At 57.7% G+C, this 2,638-nt stretch carries 3 protein-coding genes; all 3 read right to left on the bottom strand.

Features of this window, described 5'->3' with window-relative positions:
• Positions 1–350 precede the first annotated feature (350 nt).
• The gene (locus tag H5U08_RS15280) at positions 351–878 is read right to left on the bottom strand and encodes a chemotaxis protein CheX (RefSeq protein WP_297034949.1); all 528 of its coding nucleotides are present in this window, start codon (positions 876–878) and stop codon (positions 351–353) included.
• Positions 879–1,178: 300 nt separating this feature from the next.
• Positions 1,179–2,348 (bottom strand): cellulase family glycosylhydrolase, encoded by a 1,170-nt coding sequence (locus tag H5U08_RS15275; protein WP_297034947.1) that lies wholly within the window; start codon positions 2,346–2,348, stop codon positions 1,179–1,181.
• 64 nt (positions 2,349–2,412) lie between these two features.
• On the bottom strand, positions 2,413–2,638 hold a 226-nt coding region (locus H5U08_RS15270), incomplete at its 5' end, for a hypothetical protein (protein ID WP_297034944.1).

The raw sequence follows: 2,638 nt of genomic DNA, 5'->3' as shown, positions 1-2,638 counted from the left end.
CGTCGGGTGGGTTCCTCGTCGTTGCGGAGGAGAGCATCGCGTGTTGGGGGGGAGCCCGACGGTCCCGGTCCGCTTCGTTGGCCTCTTCTGTCTGCCGGCCCCTGTTGGGGATGAAAAACCTCTTCTCTGTCCCGGCTCACGCGGCGAGGCCAACTCACGCGCGAGCAACTTCTGATGTTGCAATCGCCGTGCCAAACAAGAGAAAAACATCTCCGTACTGTCTCGGCCGATCGGCTTCGAGCCGCGAGGTTTGGCCGGGGCCAAGGTCCGGATCCCCCACGGGGCGGACTCGGCCTTCGGGCGGCATTGAGGGGCGACGAATTTTTTGTTTTTTGGCTGGCGGAAGCTGCCTACACGCGAATGAGCGACACGGCTGCCTGAAACAGCCGTTGGTCCAGAAACAGGGCATCCGCGTTCTCTTGCTCAAACGTAGCGGCGAGATAAGTGATACCCTTGGCGTAGGCGATCTGGTAATTGTGGCCGATGATGACTGAGGGAACGGTCACCGATTGAAACGCCCAGGGAGTGTCCGCCACCCGCTTTTTCAACCCTCCGGCCACCAGATTCGTCAGTTCGCCAACTGTATCCACAACCTGGCTGTTGAGGGCGTCCACTTCTTCCTGGAGGAATCCGGACGTCAGTGCCTTGGCTACGGGTTCGCAAACGTTCAAAATGAGGAATCCTGTCGCCTTTCCGTGCACTCCTAACACGCCCGTGATTGTGCCGGGTTCGTGGGTAGGTACTGCCGTGATTCCCACCAGTCGGGCTCTCGCCCCGCACATGCTCAGCGCGTCTTCCACGGCAGCCACCAGCGCATGGGCCAGCCGTGGATCTCCCGGTAATGGGATCACCTGATCGGGAATCGTCATGGTGCTCATCGGGATGTTCCTCCGTGTCCACCAGCGTCCATGGAGCGGTCTACCCGCTGACTGGTGACACTCGGCGGTTGGCAGATCGCTATCTCGGTCTTTCAGTAAATCATGGGTTACAAGTTGAAGGTTGAGTGGCCGGAAAAAGAAAAGAAGCCGCCGAAGTAGCGGCTTCCTGACTGTTTCGCTTGCGGTATCCGACGTTTTCAGAACAATCGCTCAGCTCGATACATTGGGTAAAGTCGCGTCGCCCAATTCTCAGGAACCTGTGTCGGACAAAGGCTGGTTGCGCCGTCCTTTTCGATCTGGTCAGTACCTTTGCAGCAGGGTCAGCAATTTCCGGTCCAGCTTGTGGCCGTGAAAATCTTCGTAGTCCACGTCTTTCCGGCCGGAGTCCAGTACCCCGAAAGAGCCGCGGAAGTTCCACAGCGCCCACCCGATGTTGTGTCCCTTGAGGATGTCGAGCACATCCTCCATCCAGGCAAGGAACACGTTATGGGGTGTGCGATTGAAGCAGCCGGTTTCACCACAGTGAACCCCGATGCCTTTTCGTCGCAGCTCACCCCAGGGGGCGAAATGCTCTTCCAGTTGCTGTCGGCCGATGCGGATGGAGCCGTCCGGATTCTTGATCGGCCAGGTGGGTTCTGGGAATTTGGAATCTCGATCAACCCAGGACGCCCGGTAGTGGCTGATCTGGGCCGGATAATATGCGTGGACACTTTGCGGCGCACCGGTAGAGATAAGGCAGTCCACCACTTTTGTGCCTACATTGAGGCCGTCCACAAAGATCAACCGGTCCGGTGAGATTTTGCGAATGGCCTCAATAGCCTGGCCCATGATGCGGCAATAATCTTCCGCCGTCATATAGCCCGGACGTGGAGTCGGAGCCTCATTCACCAGGTTGAAGCTGAGCTCCTTCGCAGAGATTCCACGATACCGCTTGGCAAACACGGTCCAGTGGTGGAGAAACGCTTCCTGGGCGGTTTTGTCCTTCCACAAACTGAGCGGTTCCCGCTCTGGATCGTTGATACAGTAGCCGGGGGCACGATGAAAATTCAAGTTAACATGCAGGCCGTACTTGCGACAGGTCTCGATCGACTGATCGATTTTTTCCAGGGTTGCTTCTCGGATCTTGAAAAGATCGTCCGGGCGGAGCTTTTTCGTTTTCGGCCAATCCGAATCGATCCACAGCCAGTAGTCCATTGGCAGCCGCACAAAGTCGAAACCCAGCTCTGCGATCAATCGGCAATCCTCTTCGGGTACGGGCTCGACCTTGACGAAATCGCCTTCCACCGGGCGCCACATGGCTTGGAAGAAATCAAGCAGATTGAATCCCCGCCAGCGCGGCACAGGGGGTGGCGTTGCCACAGAGGACTCTTCCCCAAGAGCGCGGACGGTGCTGGAAACGCCGAGTAGTCCGCCTACAGTTACAACAGCAGTCTGTGCGAGAAACTCCCGTCGGGTTGTGTGCGTGGACATAGGTGCACTCCTTTCTTTGAGCCGTGCTCTCGTAAGTTGCCGGGCGGTTGTACTCGCTTCAAGTTTACTCGGGTACATATTTCGGCGAAACACTGTGCTCCACCGGCCACGTTGCGCGGACCGGGCTGGGATACAGTCCGATTTCGTCGAAGGGAATGGCCCGGAAGTGAAACCACTGGAAAGGTTTGGCGTCGGGTTTCAGTCCAAAGCGGTGCTGGGATGGGTCCTCAAAACCGACGTCGCCCTCCGCCGTATGGTTGTCGAAGAAAACATTGACTCCGGGGTCACGA

It is taken from the genome of Thermogutta sp. (genome assembly GCF_014359955.1).
Classification (GTDB): Bacteria; Planctomycetota; Planctomycetia; order Pirellulales; family Thermoguttaceae; genus Thermogutta.
Note: the sequence above shows the minus strand (reverse complement) of the source record. Positions and strands in the feature narration are given on the sequence as shown.

What these genes read in the sequence shown, in the direction of transcription:
- H5U08_RS15280 (WP_297034949.1), bottom strand. Translation starts at nt 878, where the DNA reads ATGAGCACCATGACGATTCCCGATCAGGTGATCCCATTACCGGGAGAT.
- H5U08_RS15275 (WP_297034947.1), bottom strand. Translation starts at nt 2,348, where the DNA reads ATGTCCACGCACACAACCCGACGGGAGTTTCTCGCACAGACTGCTGTT.